Here is a 14,810-nt window from a genome sequence, read left to right as displayed (position 1 = left end):
AAATTTTAAATAAACATGACCCCCACGTAATATATCCCCACAACGATGAAAAGTATGGCCACGACGCGGCGGAACCACGTTTCGAACGTTTTCATCTTGTTGTAAACCCCTCCGATTGAACCAACCGAAAAAGCGATGAGCCAGGCAAACAGGATTACGGGAATTCCGGTGGCAAAGGCAAAAGCGATCGGCAGGTACAGACCCGACGCGCTGCTTACTGTCATCGGAATCAACATGCCGAAGTACAGGACACCACTGTACGGACAAAAGGCCAGCGCGAATACAATCCCCAGCAGCAGAACTCCCCAGAAACCTTTATTGGCGCGGTTTTCCATTTTCTCTGTCAGCGATCCGATTCCCGGAATTTTAAAACTGAGCACCCCAAGCATAAACAAACCGATCAGGATGAGCAACGGCCCCAGCAACTTTTCGCCCCAGGTGGAAAAAATACCTTCGATTCGGAATTGTTCGGCCCCGAAGAAAAACATCAGGCCAATAGCGGTATAGGAAATTGCCCGTCCAAAGGTGTAAACCAAGCCATTGTAAAACACTTTCTTTCGGCTCTCGATGTCTTTGCTGATTAATCCAATTGCCGTAATGTTGGTGGCCAGCGGGCAGGGACTGATGGCAGTCATCAGTCCCAATATAAACGCCGACAGCAGCGGGAATTGCGAATTCTCCAGAAAATTTTGCAACAACTCCATGTGCTTATTTCATTGAATCAATGGTCGATTTCAGCTTTGCTTTGTACTTTTCCGGGTTGGTACGGGCATTCAGGAAAGCATCGTTGGTTAAGTTCACCACCTTGTCCCCATTTACGATCAACAAGGTTTGTCCGCTGACTTTATACTTTTCGATGAGTGGGTTTTTGTTGTCTTCCTCCCGGTTAATGGATTGGAAAGGTACTTTTTCACCGTAATAAGCTTTCAAAGCCTCTTTGGTGACTGATTCGACAGCCTGGCAGGTTGCACAACGACGGGTGGCATGAAAGTAGTATGCTTTCACGCCGTCTTCTTCGGGTTGTGTAGTGCAACTACCATCCGTTTGAGTGAGTTCGGCAACTTTGTTGTCGCAACATTGAGCGTTGGCAGAAACGATTCCTGCCCAAATGCTAATCAACAGCATAACGGTGAGCTTCTTCATGGTCATGGTTATTTGGTTAATATCGATTTGATCTCGGCTACACTGGGAACTTTCCCTTTTACCACAATTTTCCCATCCACCACCAAGGCCGGCGTGGTCATCACTCCATAATTCATGATTTCGACAATATCTTCCACTTTAGTTACCAATGCATTAATGCCTGCTTCGGCAACTGCATCGCGGGTTGCAGTTTCCAGCGCCTTACACTTGGGGCAACCTGTTCCTAATACTTTTATGTCCATCTGAATTGGTTTTAAATTTTGAAAATCCATCTTTTTTCTTTTTTAAAACTGTTCGCAATTCGCAAAATAACGAACATGCTGGCTAAATTTTTTAACTATTTAAAAATCTCCTGAACAAGTCCTGCGCTTTCGCCCAGTTTTCGCGGTTGATGCAATATTTAATTTTGGGCGCTTCAATCTCGCCCTGGATCAATCCGGCATCCTTCAGTTCTTTTAAGTGCTGCGACAAGGTTGACTTGGCAATAGGCAGCACCTCCGACAAGTCGCCGCTGTAACAGCACGCCTGCTTGTTCAACAATTCGAGCACATACATGCGCACCGGATGCCCCATGGCCTTGGCAAAACGAGCCGTCTGAACTTGTTCTTCTGTAAATACAATTGTTTCTTCCATGATTCGGTGTTCGTAAAACTACGAACAAAAGTAGTGGAATTTCCGCTGAAAAGAAAAACCGAACCAAAAAAATTATCCATGACCAAATTAATTCCCATCGTTCTAATCCGGCAACCGGATAATTTGTAATTTTGCAAACGTATGAAAGCAAATAAATCCATACCAGCCGCGATCATTGTGTGATAACGTAATTGGAAATCGCATAAATCCAATTACCTCTCCTATTCCTTTTTCAGTAAACTTATTTATTGACCAGACTAGTTATTGCCTTCTATATGCAATTTCTGTCGCTTTTATACCATTAAAAATGATTCAAGATTACGGCTGGGATGAATATATCCACAAACATAACCGAACACACTTAAGCACAAACCAAATCGGCAGGGTCGTCTCTGTTCGGGGTACAAGCTACCTGCTCATGTCCGATTCGGGAGAATTGGATGCAGAACTGACCGGAAAGCTTTTATTTTGCCTTTCGCGGGAAGAACAACCCAAAGTTGGCGATTGGGTGAAATTCATTGCCTATGAAAGTCTGGGATTTATCACCGAAATCTTACCCCGGACGAATGAGCTGTTCCGGAAAATGCCCGGCAAGGAGACAGCCCGGCAAGTGATTGCCGCTAATATCGATTCGGCGCTCATCATACAAGGGCTTGATCATGATTTCAACCCGATGAGGCTGGAAAGATACATCGCCCAATGTATTGCCTGCAGCATAAAGCCGGTTATCATACTCAACAAGTCCGATTTAATTACCAATCAACAAGAGGTTGAAAATGAAGTGAACAAACTGCAACGAAACCTGCCGGTTTATTTTTGCAGTACGCTAACCGGAACTGGTATTCCAGAACTGACCAACAACATCTTCCAACCCAAGAAGACCTATCTGTTTATCGGGTCGTCGGGAGTTGGCAAAAGTTCGCTGATCAATATTTTAAACGGCAACCTGAAGCAGAAAGTGAATGAAATCAGTTCATCAACAGGAAAAGGGAAACACACCACAACCACCCGGGATTTGTTCCGGTTACCAAACGGCAGTTTACTTATTGACACACCCGGAATGAGGGAGTTTGGGGTTGGCTTTTCTGATGATTACCATACAAACGAAACGTTCCCGGTGATTTCAAGACTGGCGGAAGATTGTAAATTCAGAGACTGCAAACATACCAACGAAGAAGGATGCGCAGTTATTGAAGCCCTCCGGGAAAACCGGATAGACCGGGTAATTTACGAAAGCTACCTGAAACTCATGCGCGAACACATGCATTTTGAAAAATCCATCCAGGACAAGAAGAAAGAAGGAAAACGCTTTGGACGGATGGTGCGTGAGGTAAAAGATTTTCGGAAAAAGAACAAGTATTGAGTTCCGCACTGGCGAACTTTCTCAAAAGAAGACTATGGAAATCGCTTTTAGGAATTAAATGCCATTCTTTCTATTAGAAGATGTTAAACTGCTCTTTTTAGGTCGTCACCCCCCGTCCGGCCACGGCATACCGTGGCCTTACACGCCGGATAAAATCCGAAACGCCCTAAAACGGGAAAGCCAGGTACGGTCACGACACGTTGTGACCAACATGCCATAGCCACGTGGAAAGGCCATATTAACTTATCCTGCACCTACCGGAAATGCCTCAGGCATTGGAGGCTTTTGAGGCACATGTGCATTGAAAGGGTGAACTATATTTTAAAAGCGAACTTACTCAAAAGAAGGCCGGCAGTGAAACCTGCCAATCCATTTTACTTGTCAGAAAGCAAAAAGGCTACTTCCCGGTTTCTGGAAGTAGCCTTTTAAAAATATTTTGATTTGCTTATAAACGTGCTTTGATGGCTTTGGTTTCTTCCTCAAAACCCGGTTTTTCCAGCAAGGCAAACATATTCTTTTTATAGGCCTCAACACCCGGCTGGTCGAACGGATTTACGCCAAGCGTATAACCGCTCAGGCCGCAAGCTTTCTCAAAGAAGTAGATCATCTGTCCCAGGTAGTATTCATTCAGTTTCGGCAATTCGATCAGCATATTGGGAACACCGCCATCCACATGGGCAATCATGGTACCCAGTTCGGCCATCTTGTTTACTTCGTCAACCCGTTTGTTGGCCAGGAAATTCAATCCATCAAGATTTTCGGGATCGGTTGGAATGCGCACTTCGCGGTCGGGACTGGCCACCGAAATGACTGTCTCGAATAATTTGCGCTCGCCTTCCTGAATGTATTGTCCCATCGAATGCAGGTCGGACGTAAAGTCAACGCTGGCCGGGAAAATTCCTTTGCCTTCTTTGCCTTCACTTTCTCCATAAAGTTGTTTCCACCATTCGGCCACAAAGTGCAACTTGGGATTGTAATTAACGAGGATTTCAACCAATTTGCCGTTTTTATACAACTCGTTGCGAACCGCAGCATACTGAGCCGCCAGGTTTTCTTCGAAAGGAACATCCACACCGGTTGCCTTTTCCATATCAACAGCGCCTTGCACCAATGCACGGATATTGAAACCGGCAACGGCAATGGCCAGCAAGCCCACCGGAGTGAGGACTGAATAGCGCCCACCGATATCATCCGAGATTACATATGATTTGTAGCCTTCGGTGTCGGCCAGCTTACGCAGGGCGCCCCGCGAAGCATCGGTGACAGCCACAATGCGCGATTTGGCTTCTTCCTTGCCGTATTTATCTTCAATATCCTGTTTCAGCAAGCGAAAAGCAAGCGCCGGTTCGGTTGTGGTCCCCGATTTGGAAATCACCGCCATGGCGTATTCTTTGTTTTTCAGCAGCTCGCGCAGTTCGTACAAGTAGTCTTCGCTGATATTTTGTCCGGCAAAAACGATCAATGGTTTGTCGCCGCCCTTCAGTTGGGCAAAACTATCCGAAAGGGCATCAACCACGGCCTTTGCCCCCAGATAGGAACCACCAATACCCACCACCACAAACAGCTCAATCTTCTTCGCCTGAAGCGCTTTGGCTGTGGCTTCGTAGTCAGCCAGCTCTGTTTCAGAAATTGATGAAGGCAGGTTCACCCATCCCAAAAAGTCATTTCCTTTACCAGTTTTGTTATGCAGCGCTTCATTATGCTTTTTCATTGTTTCAGCATAACCATAAACTGCGTCTTTTGATACGAAATCGAAAGTCTTATCAAATTTTAATGCAATGCTTTTCATGGTAATTATCTTAGTTTTTCGGTTAATCGACGAATTTCAACTGACGGTGTCGCCCCTTCGTACAGGATGTTGTAAACCGCCTCACAAATCGGAATATTTACTTTGTACTCCTGGTTGATTTCGTGAATGGACTTGGTGGCATAATACCCTTCAGCCACCATGTGCATTTCCAGCTGGGCCGTTCGGGTGGTATATCCTTTCCCAATCATGGTACCAAAGGTACGATTTCGGGAAAATTGCGAATACGCGGTGACCAACAAATCGCCCAGATAGGCAGAACTTTTAATATCGCGGGTGATGGGGTGTACTTTGTCCACAAAACGTTTGATTTCCTGAATGGCGTTGGCGACCAGAACCGCCTGAAAATTATCGCCGTAGCGCAACCCATGCACAATTCCGGAAGCAATGGCAATGATGTTTTTCAAAACCGAGGCATATTCGGTGCCGAAAATATCGTCCGACACATGAGCGCGAATGTACGGGCATTCGAGCTTGAAGGCGAAATCGCGGGCACGTTTGATATCCGGGCAGGCGATCGTCAGGTACGACAACCGTTCCAGGGCAACCTCTTCGGCATGGCAAGGGCCGGCAATCACGCCAATACGCTCATAAGGGACTTTGTAATTTTGATTCAGGTACTGACCCACAATCTGGTTGCCTTCGGGAACAATACCCTTGATGGCCGAAACAATGTATTTGTGGTTGAAGTTCGTTTTCAGGTCGGCCAACGAGCGGTCTAAAAAGGCCGACGGAATAGCCAGCACCAAGACATCAGACTGCTCAACGACTTCGGTAATGTCGCTAAAAAAATCAATCCGTCCGGTATCAAACTCAATTCCACGCAAATAGTTTGGGTTGTGTTTGAATCGTTTAAACTGCTCGATACTATCCGGGTTCCGGAAATACCAGTTAAGGCGGTCAACATTGTTCAGGAGTATTTTTGCCAAAGCCGTAGCCCAGCTTCCACTCCCGATGATGGCTATTTTTGGTTCAGTCAACATAGCTTAGTTATCAATAGTTACGCGAGCCACTGCTTCACGTCGTCCATTGACGGATTTTCCAATCCCAGTTTATTTTTTTTGTTGTATCCGCAAAGATCGTTAAAGAACTTTCCGGGTTTTACTTCTTTCAGCGCTTCAACTTTTTTGAAGCCCATTTTTTTGACCACATCTACCCATTCCGACGGAATGCCGGCGGCTTCGAACTTTTCATCCGGATCCGCATCCAACTTCTTCTCCGGTTTCATTTGAGGGAAGAACAACACATCCTGGATCGACAGGTTGTTGGTCATAAACATGGTCAGCCGGTCAATCCCGATTCCCATCCCTGATGTTGGGGGCATGCCGTATTCCAGCGCCCGCAGGAAATCCTGATCGATAAACATGGCTTCGTCATCTCCCTTTTCCGACAACTTCATCTGATCTTCAAACCGTTCGCGCTGGTCAATCGGGTCATTCAGCTCAGAATAGGCGTTGGCCAACTCCTTGCCGTTAACCATCAGTTCGAAACGCTCGGTCAGTTCCGGATTTTCGCGATGCTTCTTGGTAAGCGGCGACATCTCAACCGGATAGTCGATAATGAACGTAGGCTGGATGTAATGGTGCTCACATTTCTCACCAAATATCTCATCGATTAATTTGCCTTTGCCCATGCTCGGATCGATCTCAATGTCGAGTTCGACGCAAATTTCACGTAATTCAATTTCCGTTTTTCCGGCAATGTCGTAGCCGGTATATTCTTTGATGGCCTCGTACATGCTCACCCGCTTGAAGGGGCGTTTAAAATTGATGATCTTGTCGCCCAACTTCACTTCGGTTGTTCCGTGCAAAGCCAGCGCCACGCGTTCCACCATTTCTTCGGTGAAATTCATCATCCACTTGTAATCTTTGTAAGCAACGTAAATTTCCATCACGGTGAACTCCGGATTGTGGGTACGGTCCATGCCCTCGTTGCGGAAGTCTTTGGCAAACTCGTACACTCCTTCAAAACCACCAACAATAAGTCGTTTCAAGTACAGCTCGTTGGCAATACGCATGTAGAGCGGAATATTTAAGGCATTGTGGTGCGTAATAAACGGACGGGCAGCGGCGCCACCAGGAATGGCTTGCAGGATGGGCGTTTCAACTTCGAGGTAACCTCTTTCGTTGAACATATCGCGCATCGTATTGATGATTTTTGTGCGCTTGATGAACACATCTTTCACCTGCGGATTGACCACCAAATCGACATAACGTTGGCGGTAGCGCTGTTCGGGGTCGGTGAACGCATCGTACACCACGCCGTCTTTTTCTTTCACAACAGGCAGCGGGCGCAGCGATTTGCTCAATACCACAAATTCTTTCACATGAACCGATATTTCACCTACCTGGGTAATAAACGCAAAACCTTTTACTCCGATAAAATCACCAATGTCGGTTAGTTTTTTGAACACCTCATTGTACAGGGTTTTATCCTCCCCCGGGCAAATTTCATCGCGATTGATGTAGAGCTGAATGCGCCCTGTATCGTCCTGCAGCTCAGAAAAAGAGGCTTTACCCATGATACGGCGGCTCATAATACGGCCAGCCAGCACCACTTCCTGAAAATTACCCTTTTCGGGTTCAAACTCAGCTTTAATTTCCGTTGCCTTTGCGTTTACCGGATACTCTTCGGCCGGGTAAGGCTCGATTCCTAACTCACGCAACTTCGCCAGTGAATTCCGGCGGATCATCTCCTGCTCGCTAAGCTCTGCTATACTCATTGGTGAACTACAGTTTTGAATTTGCTTTGAAAAAATTTGTGCAAAGATAACAAAGAAATGAATAATCCCTACTGAGGTGCTGGCTCAAACTAAAACATACTAAATCAGCTGTTTGTATTTTTCAGGCTTATGTTGATAATTTTATTGTCAGGCTAATGATTTGAAAGGATGAAATTTACACCGGACAAGATCATCTTAAATAGACCAGGACACCACATCCGGCATCTTTTTTGCTTTCCAGATCGGTCGTCATTTTCTATCTTTGGGCAATTTAAGCAGCGTACTCAAATGTTCCTGCCCCAAGCAAAATGGACAAAATTTGGAAAGTAAAGCAACAAGGCGACAGTAATGTAATCAAGCACTTATCGGCAGCACTGAATGTCAACATGGTCATTGCAAACCTGTTGGCACAGCGGGGTGTCACCTCCTTTAATGAAGCCAAGTCATTTTTCAGGCCTAAGCTTTCCGACTTACACGATCCGTTTTTGATGAAGGACATGGACAAGGCTGTTGAACGTTTGGAACAGGCCATCAACAACCAGGAGAAAGTATTGATTTACGGCGACTATGATGTGGACGGAACAACTTCGGTTGCGCTGATGTACCAGTTTCTGCGCACCCGCATCAAAGACCTCGATTATTACATTCCTGACCGTTATTCTGAGGGCTACGGCATTTCGCCGCGAAGCATCGAGTTTGCGTCCGCGGAAAAATTTTCATTGGTCATTGTGCTCGACTGCGGCATCAAAGCGGTGGACAAAATACAACAAGCCAAGGAGAAAGGCATCGATTTTATTATCTGCGACCACCACAATCCTGATCACATCATTCCCAATGCAGTGGCCGTGCTCGACCCCAAACGTCCGGACTGTGATTATCCGTACAAAGAATTGTCGGGCTGCGGCGTAGGCTTCAAGCTGTTGCAGGCGTACACCCAAAAAAACGATGTGCCTGTTGTTGAACTGTATGATCTGCTCGACCTGGTTGTCGTGAGTATTGCCTCAGACATTGTTCCGGTAACCGGCGAAAACCGGGTGCTGGCCCATTACGGGCTGAAAAAGTTGAACAGCAACCCCAGTCTGGGCCTGCGCACCATCATCCGTTTCTCGGGATTGGATGGACAGCACATCTCTGTCAGCGACATCGTTTTTAAAATCGGCCCCCGCCTGAATGCATCGGGCCGGATTGAACATGGCAAAAAGTCGGTGGAAATCCTGGTGGTGACCGACGAGGAACAATCAACGCGGCTGGGTGACGAAATCAACTCGTACAACGAAATCCGTAAAACGCTCGACCGCGACATCACCCAGGAAGCGCTCGACATGATTGCCCACGACCCGATACAGGCCGAACGTAATGCGACCGTCCTCTACAACCGCGACTGGCACAAGGGCGTGGTGGGAATTGTGGCGTCGCGCCTCACCGAACACTACTACCGTCCCACCGTGATATTGACTGAATCGAACGGGCTGGCTACCGGCTCGGCCCGATCGGTGAAAGACTTTGACCTGTATGAGGCCATCGGACAGTGCAGCGACTTGCTGGAATCGTATGGCGGACACATGTATGCCGCCGGCCTGACCATGAAGATTGACAACATCCCCGCCTTTACACGCCGTTTTGAGGAAATTGTAAGAAACTCGATTACCGATTCGCAACAATCTGAAATACTGGAGGCTGATGCAAAAATTCAGCTTTCGGAAATCACCCCGAAATTTTACCGCATCTTAAAGCAATTTGAACCGTTCGGCCCGCACAATATGACACCGCTTTTCATGACTGAAAATGTGCTCGACAGCGGAACCAGCCGGTGCGTTGGACGAAACATGGAACATTTAAAACTGGACCTGGTGGAACCTACCGGGAACTCGTCGATATTTCCGGCCATCGCTTTTAACCAGGCCAGCCATTACGAAGCGATCAGCCAGGGATTGCCTTTCGACATCCTGTATTCGATTGCTGAAAATGAATTCCGTGGAAAAACCAACCTTCAGCTTTATATTCGTGACATCTCAGCCAAAATATATTAAATCCTGTTTTTTACTAACCTTTTAAACAAGCTTTATGATTCCAGAAATGAAAAACCAGAACCAGTTCACACCAAGGAACATGGTTTTGGGAGTCCAATTTTTGTTTGTTGCATTCGGCGCTACTGTACTGGTCCCCCTGTTAGTCGGAATTGATCCTGCAGTTGCCCTCTTTACTGCGGGTGTAGGAACCTTACTGTTCCACCTGATAACCAAGGGTATGGTGCCCGTATTTCTGGGCAGTAGTTTCGCCTTCATTGCCCCCATCATCGAATCGACCCGTCTGTATGGTTTACCGGGCACTTTCTCCGGCATTATTGCTGTTGGTGTGGTTTACACGCTGGTTTCGGCGCTCGTGCGGGCACGCGGGATAAAATTCATCGAACGCCTGTTTCCTTCTACTGTAGTTGGTCCTGTTATCATGATTATCGGTCTTTCGCTGGCCAGCGTAGCCGTTGACATGGCCAAAACCCAATGGGTAATAGCCAGCATCAGCTTACTGACAGCTATTGTTGTGGTCGTCTTCACAAAAGGATTGATCAAACTGATCCCCATCTTCATTGGTATCGTGGTAGGTTATATTGCCGGACTTGCCTTGGGCGTAATCGATTTCGCCCCCATAAAAGAAGCTGCCTGGCTTACGCTTCCCGCATTTACCATGCCCGAATTCAGCTGGGGTTCCATCCTGTATATGATTCCGGTAGCCATTGCACCCATTATCGAACATGTGGGCGATATGTACGCGATTGGCGGTGTTGCCGAAAAAAACTTCATTGAGCGGCCCGGGTTGCACCGAACCTTGCTGGGCGATGGTATTGCTACCAGTTTGGCCGGTTTCTTTGGCGGGGTGCCCAACACCACTTACTCCGAAGTTACCGGAGCTATTTCGCTGACCAAAGTTACCAATCCGTTTATTTTGCGGATTTCGGCCATCACGGCGATCGTATTTTCGTTGGTGGGCAAAATCAGTGGTATCTTAAAAACTATTCCTCAGGCGGTATTGGGTGGTATCATGCTGTTGCTGTTTGGCCTGATCGCGTCGGTGGGCATCAAAACCCTGGTTGATTCCAAAACAGATCTATCGAAAGTGCGCAACCAGGTAATTGTGTCGGTGGTACTCACCATTGGCATTGGCGGGGCTGTGATTTCTTGGGGCAATTTTTCGTTGGCCGGAATTGGCTTGGCTGCCGTAGTGGGGATTCTGCTGAACCTGATCCTGCCCGGCGAATCGGCACAAGTAGTCGTTGCCGAAGAAGCCGAATAAAAGACCACCCCACTCTTCATAACAAAAAGCTGTCAAAGAAAATCCGATCGCTTCACCATCGTGAGATTTCCCTGACAGCTTTTTCTATTTTTCATCTTCCTCCGGCAGGGCCTCGATAATACCATAATAACCAACTGACTGCCGATTGTTCGAAAGCACATCAACGTGCGCATAACCTCCAACGCCGGCTGAAATCTGGATTTTGTAATTGTCTTTCGGCGTATCCACCTCCAGGTTGATCTGATAAGTTTTTTTCCGCTCGTTAAATCGAACCTCCATGCTTTTTGCCTGCTCCTTAAACTTGATGCCACCCTCAGTATCGCCGTAATCAACATGGTAAGCACGCCCGAAAAACGGCAACCACGATTCAACCCACGTACTGTCAACGGTCAGGTCGTAAACCGAGGTGAGGTCGATTTTTGGCCCCGCCAGCGGAATAACACTTTGGGCAACAAAGCGGAACTGCCGGTTTTCAATCCATTCCGTCACTTCTTTTTCTTTTTGTGCCTTTCGCTCCCTGGCCGTTAGCTTTTGGGCATAGCCAACATTCACCCCAACCAACGCCACCATCAATAAAATAATCAACCGTTTCATAATTTACTGTTTTTCAAATTCTACGAAATTCCTGGCAAAATAGATGCCGTAACTAATCAACTAAAAACGGTCCTGCCCAAGTTAAGGCTGCTTCAAAAGTCCTTAAATTCTCTCCATTCGTCACCCTGAATTTATTTCAGGAACTGTCGATCAGTGTGTTGATATCCCGAAACCCCGCCTGACCAGTCGGACAGGAAGTTCGGGACAACTTGGTCAAGAACTTTTGAGACAGACCCATGATCTTCTGTTAAAGGAAAACTGACACAACAACCACCGACATTACAACATGAACAGAACACCCAAAACCGCAATGGGTAATTTTACCTATAAAACCGGGAAGCCTCAACCCAAACACGCCATACAGCATTATCTTACAACACATTACAGTCAGCTTAAAAAAATCTAAGGGTAATCACGACTTGAAATCAATCTAAATAATCAGGAATTTTGATTTGTACATAAAGCTGAATGTCGCCCGGACAAAGCCAACAAAAAGGCAACAAGATGGGAGGCAGGAAGCGAAGCTGTGAGAAGACTGATCAGAAATTTAAAACATGGAAAGTTAATACTTCCTAAAAAAGTGATTGCGTTCGCCACACCAAAAACATAATTCCGCAAACAATCCTTTACTCTACGTCTCACGCTCTTTACCCGTTAGAATTGCAAGAAATTAAAAAAAAAAACAAACATGGACTACACTGATCTGTTGACTATTGCGATGCCGGTTTACGAAAGGAAAGAATTCTTCGTCGAAGCTTTGGAAAGCGCAATCAACCAAACCGTAAAGTGCAAAATCATTGTTGTTGACAATTGCTCGTCACATAATTTTTACGAGCAAGTTTGCAAAGAAAAAGGGATAACCTACTACCGGAATGATGAAAACATTGGTATGGCCAGAAATTTTGGCCGATGTTTCGATCTCTCGGAAACCGAATACGTCATGAATCTACAAGATGATGATATCTTGTCACCAATCTATGTTGAATCATTCGTTAATGCCCACAAACAGCATCCAAACATTGATTTATTCTTTACAAATTTCATCCAGTTCAACTCCTCCGGTGAATTTCATCACCGCCATACCCTGCCATTTGGCTACATGGAAAACGGAGAAAAAATTATTGAATATGGGATCAGATATAAATTGGGTTTCCCGTTTATGGCCAGTGTGATCAAGAAAACGATGTATTCAGGATTCTATTCCGGTTTTGGTGGAAGTTATGACTGGGTTTGGATTTATTCCATAGCAGACAAGTTCTCTTTTTATGGCGATTCCCGGGAACTCTATTGTTATCGGGCCCACGAATTGCAGGATACAATTGATAACTCTCTGACCTATCGCTTTACCATTCCTTATATTTATGATGAAATATTAAAGCAAAAAGCTAAGAACAAAGAATTGCGTCAGATTGCATCAAAACATGCATTTTGGTCGTTAATGCAACTCAAATCCATTGCTGGGAAAAAGAAAATTAAGGAATTAACTGAAAAAGAAAACATATATAGCAATTACTTGAAGAATAAATTAGACTCGGATTGGTTAATCAAGTCCATATTTTTTCTACCGAAGGAGATTGTTGATATAATATACCGGTCTATGCGCAAAATTGGAGTAACGAGCTGATTCACGAAGTAACGTTCTATGAACTCAAAAAAACTGAATTAGGTATAAATCGTCAAATAGCGAAATTTATTCCCCATATGCAGCCAGCAAAACGAGTCGTGGTCAACACGGGTATTTTGTATGCCCGAATGGCCATTACTATATTTATTTCCCTCTATGTTACCCGGCTCATTTTAGCAGCTTTAGGTGCAGCCGATTTTGGAATTTTCAATGTTGTGGGCGGGGCCATTGCTATGCTAACCTTCTTGAACACAGCAATGGCTGCAGCAACACAACGATTTATGTCGTATGCACAAGGAGAAGGAGATGCCCAAAAGCAGAAATCCATTTTTAATGTTAGTGTTCTCCTACATTTTCTTATTGCCATATTGGTTGTGCTGCTGCTCGAAGGAGTAGGCTATTTTCTATTCAACGGTATATTAAAGATTCCGGAAGACCGGGTTGAAACAGCCATGCTTATCTACCAGTTTATGCTTGTTAGTACATTCTTCACGATCATTTCGGTTCCATACGATGCTGTTATTAATGCACACGAACACATGCTATTGGTGGCGATTCTAGGGATTATTGAAGCCCTCCTAAAATTGGCCATTGCAATTTACGTTACGAATACATCACTCGACAAGTTGGCTAGCTACGGCTTTCTCATGGCCGCACTTTCGGTGTTTCTTCTTTTACTTCGGCGAATTTATTGCCATCGGAAATACCACGAAGTACAAATCCGAATCAGGAGATATTTTGACAAACTACTTTTTAAAGAAATGACCGGTTATGCATCATGGGCACTTTTAAGCAGCGCCGCCAGTATCATCTCCATGCAAGGCATTACCATTATCTTGAACTCGTTTTTCGGGGTTGTGGTAAATGCAGCACAAGGAGTGGCAAACCAAATTTCTGGTCAGTTATTAGCGTTCTCAAGCACCATGCTAAAAGCTTTGAACCCTGTTATCGTGAAAAGTGAAGGTGAAAATAATCGGGACCAAATGCTCAAGGCATCCATGACAGGAAGTAAGATATCTTTTTTCCTGCTATCTTTCCTATCGATCCCGGTAATATTTGAAATGCCCTTTATCCTTGACATTTGGCTAAAAGAAGTCCCGGAATATGCCGTTATATTCTGTCGGTTAATCCTCATCCGGTTATCTATAGGCCAACTTACGGTTACCTTCCCGACCTCAATAGGTGCTATTGGGAACATTAAAATGTTTAGCACCTGGGATTCAATAATTTACATATCCGTTTTGCCGCTAAGTTTTATTGCTTTCAAACTTGGAACACCACCACCAACTATCTATATCATTTTAATAGTTATGGTTCTTGCCCTTTCGGTCTCCCGGATTTACTATATCAATATACTTGGAGGGCTCTCATTTCTGATTTACTTAAAAAACGTTCTATATCCCAGCATGGTGGTGTCGACAGTTACGGTCTCCACTGCATCTATTCCCTACATCTTTATGGAAGAAGGGTACTACAGGCTTTCTTCTGTTCTGCTATTAAGTTCCATCTCCTTCATTATAGCCTTTTACCTATGGGGATTGAATGCAGGTGAAAGAGACCAAATTAAAAAAATGCAAAAAAGCATTATCTGTAAATTAAATGGTCATCTAAAGGTGGGTTTATCATAGACAAT

13 protein-coding genes are annotated in these 14,810 nt (G+C 45.3%); 5 read left to right on the top strand and 8 right to left on the bottom strand.

Annotated elements, in window-relative coordinates; genetic code table 11:
- Positions 1 to 5: 5 nt before the first annotated feature.
- The 4 genes from N2K84_RS10685 to N2K84_RS10670 all read right to left on the bottom strand — a co-directional run bounded on the left by N2K84_RS10685 (position 6) and on the right by N2K84_RS10670 (position 1,776).
- Positions 6 to 704, bottom strand: a complete 699-nt coding sequence (locus tag N2K84_RS10685) for an aromatic aminobenezylarsenical efflux permease ArsG family transporter (protein WP_282591801.1) — start codon at positions 702 to 704, stop codon at positions 6 to 8.
- Between the two features lie 4 nt (positions 705 to 708).
- Positions 709 to 1,143: a nitrophenyl compound nitroreductase subunit ArsF family protein gene (locus tag N2K84_RS10680; protein WP_282591800.1), complete on the bottom strand. Its 435-nt coding sequence runs from the start codon at positions 1,141 to 1,143 to the stop codon at positions 709 to 711.
- Positions 1,144 to 1,151: 8 nt separating this feature from the next.
- Complete coding sequence (locus N2K84_RS10675; RefSeq protein ID WP_282591799.1) at positions 1,152 to 1,385, bottom strand: thioredoxin family protein; 234 nt, start codon at positions 1,383 to 1,385, stop codon at positions 1,152 to 1,154.
- Positions 1,386 to 1,476: 91 nt separating this feature from the next.
- Complete coding sequence (locus tag N2K84_RS10670; protein ID WP_282591798.1) at positions 1,477 to 1,776, bottom strand: ArsR/SmtB family transcription factor; 300 nt, start codon at positions 1,774 to 1,776, stop codon at positions 1,477 to 1,479.
- 307 nt (positions 1,777 to 2,083) lie between these two features.
- On the opposite strand from N2K84_RS10670, the gene rsgA reads away from it, so the two are divergent.
- Positions 2,084 to 3,139: a ribosome small subunit-dependent GTPase A gene (gene rsgA / locus N2K84_RS10665; RefSeq protein ID WP_282591797.1), complete on the top strand. Its 1,056-nt coding sequence runs from the start codon at positions 2,084 to 2,086 to the stop codon at positions 3,137 to 3,139.
- Between the two features lie 445 nt (positions 3,140 to 3,584).
- Here rsgA and N2K84_RS10660 read toward each other — a convergent pair whose 3' ends face one another.
- Genes N2K84_RS10660 through lysS form a run of 3 tightly spaced genes read right to left on the bottom strand, consistent with a single transcriptional unit; the run spans position 3,585 to position 7,668 of the window.
- Positions 3,585 to 4,928 (bottom strand): glucose-6-phosphate isomerase, encoded by a 1,344-nt coding sequence (locus N2K84_RS10660; protein WP_282591796.1) that lies wholly within the window; start codon positions 4,926 to 4,928, stop codon positions 3,585 to 3,587.
- Positions 4,929 to 4,933: 5 nt separating this feature from the next.
- A complete protein-coding gene (locus N2K84_RS10655; RefSeq protein WP_282591795.1) occupies positions 4,934 to 5,929 on the bottom strand; it encodes an NAD(P)H-dependent glycerol-3-phosphate dehydrogenase in 996 nt (331 codons plus the stop codon).
- A 17-nt stretch (positions 5,930 to 5,946) separates the two neighbouring features.
- On the bottom strand, positions 5,947 to 7,668 hold the full coding sequence (gene lysS, locus N2K84_RS10650; protein WP_282591794.1) for a lysine--tRNA ligase: 1,722 nt from the start codon (positions 7,666 to 7,668) through the stop codon (positions 5,947 to 5,949).
- Positions 7,669 to 7,976: 308 nt separating this feature from the next.
- On the opposite strand from lysS, the gene recJ reads away from it, so the two are divergent.
- A complete protein-coding gene (gene recJ, locus N2K84_RS10645; protein ID WP_282591793.1) occupies positions 7,977 to 9,698 on the top strand; it encodes a single-stranded-DNA-specific exonuclease RecJ in 1,722 nt (573 codons plus the stop codon).
- 34 nt (positions 9,699 to 9,732) lie between these two features.
- Complete coding sequence (locus tag N2K84_RS10640) at positions 9,733 to 10,959, top strand: uracil-xanthine permease family protein (protein ID WP_282591792.1); 1,227 nt, start codon at positions 9,733 to 9,735, stop codon at positions 10,957 to 10,959.
- An 84-nt stretch (positions 10,960 to 11,043) separates the two neighbouring features.
- Here N2K84_RS10640 and N2K84_RS10635 read toward each other — a convergent pair whose 3' ends face one another.
- Positions 11,044 to 11,553 (bottom strand): DUF4251 domain-containing protein, encoded by a 510-nt coding sequence (locus tag N2K84_RS10635; protein ID WP_282591791.1) that lies wholly within the window; start codon positions 11,551 to 11,553, stop codon positions 11,044 to 11,046.
- 688 nt (positions 11,554 to 12,241) lie between these two features.
- On the opposite strand from N2K84_RS10635, the gene N2K84_RS10630 reads away from it, so the two are divergent.
- Together N2K84_RS10630 and N2K84_RS10625 are read left to right on the top strand one after the other, a co-directional pair.
- Complete coding sequence (locus tag N2K84_RS10630; RefSeq protein ID WP_282591790.1) at positions 12,242 to 13,177, top strand: glycosyltransferase family 2 protein; 936 nt, start codon at positions 12,242 to 12,244, stop codon at positions 13,175 to 13,177.
- 77 nt (positions 13,178 to 13,254) lie between these two features.
- A complete protein-coding gene (locus tag N2K84_RS10625) occupies positions 13,255 to 14,805 on the top strand; it encodes an MATE family efflux transporter (RefSeq protein ID WP_282591789.1) in 1,551 nt (516 codons plus the stop codon).
- The last annotated feature ends 5 nt before the right edge of the window (positions 14,806 to 14,810 follow it).

Source organism: Gaoshiqia sediminis (assembly GCF_025907915.1).
Classification (GTDB): domain Bacteria; phylum Bacteroidota; class Bacteroidia; order Bacteroidales; family Prolixibacteraceae; genus Gaoshiqia; species Gaoshiqia sediminis.
This window is presented reverse-complemented; position numbering and strand designations above follow the sequence as displayed.

Bases quoted from the DNA above. Each gene is read 5' to 3' on its own strand.
- N2K84_RS10630 (WP_282591790.1), top strand. From the start codon at position 12,242: ATGGACTACACTGATCTGTTGACTATTGCGATGCCGGTTTACGAAAGG.
- N2K84_RS10675 (WP_282591799.1), bottom strand. From the start codon at position 1,385: ATGGACATAAAAGTATTAGGAACAGGTTGCCCCAAGTGTAAGGCGCTG.
- N2K84_RS10680 (WP_282591800.1), bottom strand. From the start codon at position 1,143: ATGAAGAAGCTCACCGTTATGCTGTTGATTAGCATTTGGGCAGGAATC.
- recJ (WP_282591793.1), top strand. From the start codon at position 7,977: ATGGACAAAATTTGGAAAGTAAAGCAACAAGGCGACAGTAATGTAATC.
- lysS (WP_282591794.1), bottom strand. From the start codon at position 7,668: ATGAGTATAGCAGAGCTTAGCGAGCAGGAGATGATCCGCCGGAATTCA.
- N2K84_RS10640 (WP_282591792.1), top strand. From the start codon at position 9,733: ATGATTCCAGAAATGAAAAACCAGAACCAGTTCACACCAAGGAACATG.
- N2K84_RS10685 (WP_282591801.1), bottom strand. From the start codon at position 704: ATGGAGTTGTTGCAAAATTTTCTGGAGAATTCGCAATTCCCGCTGCTG.
- N2K84_RS10655 (WP_282591795.1), bottom strand. From the start codon at position 5,929: ATGTTGACTGAACCAAAAATAGCCATCATCGGGAGTGGAAGCTGGGCT.
- rsgA (WP_282591797.1), top strand. From the start codon at position 2,084: ATGATTCAAGATTACGGCTGGGATGAATATATCCACAAACATAACCGA.
- N2K84_RS10660 (WP_282591796.1), bottom strand. From the start codon at position 4,928: ATGAAAAGCATTGCATTAAAATTTGATAAGACTTTCGATTTCGTATCA.
- N2K84_RS10625 (WP_282591789.1), top strand. From the start codon at position 13,255: ATGCAGCCAGCAAAACGAGTCGTGGTCAACACGGGTATTTTGTATGCC.
- N2K84_RS10635 (WP_282591791.1), bottom strand. From the start codon at position 11,553: ATGAAACGGTTGATTATTTTATTGATGGTGGCGTTGGTTGGGGTGAAT.
- N2K84_RS10670 (WP_282591798.1), bottom strand. From the start codon at position 1,776: ATGGAAGAAACAATTGTATTTACAGAAGAACAAGTTCAGACGGCTCGT.